The organism is Caballeronia mineralivorans PML1(12) (genome assembly GCF_001028175.1).
Taxonomy (GTDB): domain Bacteria; phylum Pseudomonadota; class Gammaproteobacteria; order Burkholderiales; family Burkholderiaceae; genus Caballeronia; species Caballeronia mineralivorans.
Window position 1 is genome coordinate 1 of record NZ_AEJF01000318.1, and the last position, 330, is coordinate 330.

A 330-nucleotide genomic window follows, 5' to 3' on the forward strand; every position below is an offset into this window, starting at 1 on the left:
CGACGTCTCCGGGCGCGGCGTCGGCATGGACGTCGTTAAACGTAATATCCAGAAGATGGGCGGTCATGTCGAAATCCAGTCGAAGCAGGGTACTGGCACTACGATCCGCATTTTACTGCCGTTGACGCTGGCCATCCTCGACGGCATGTCCGTACGCGTTGCGGATGAAGTTTTCATTCTGCCGCTGAATGCTGTTATGGAATCACTGCAACCCCGTGAAGCCGATCTCCATCCACTGGCCGGCGGCGAGCGGGTGCTGGAAGTGCGGGGTGAATATCTGCCCATCGTCGAACTGTGGAAAGTGTTCAACGTCGCGGGCGCGAAAACCGA

Annotated in this window: 1 protein-coding gene; it reads left to right on the top strand. The window is 57.9% G+C overall.

Annotation, left to right across the window (positions count from 1 at the left end; translation table 11 throughout):
- Positions 1-330, top strand: a 330-nt coding sequence (locus tag EOS_RS42840) for a chemotaxis protein CheW (RefSeq protein WP_047898317.1), incomplete at both ends; no start/stop codon positions are given.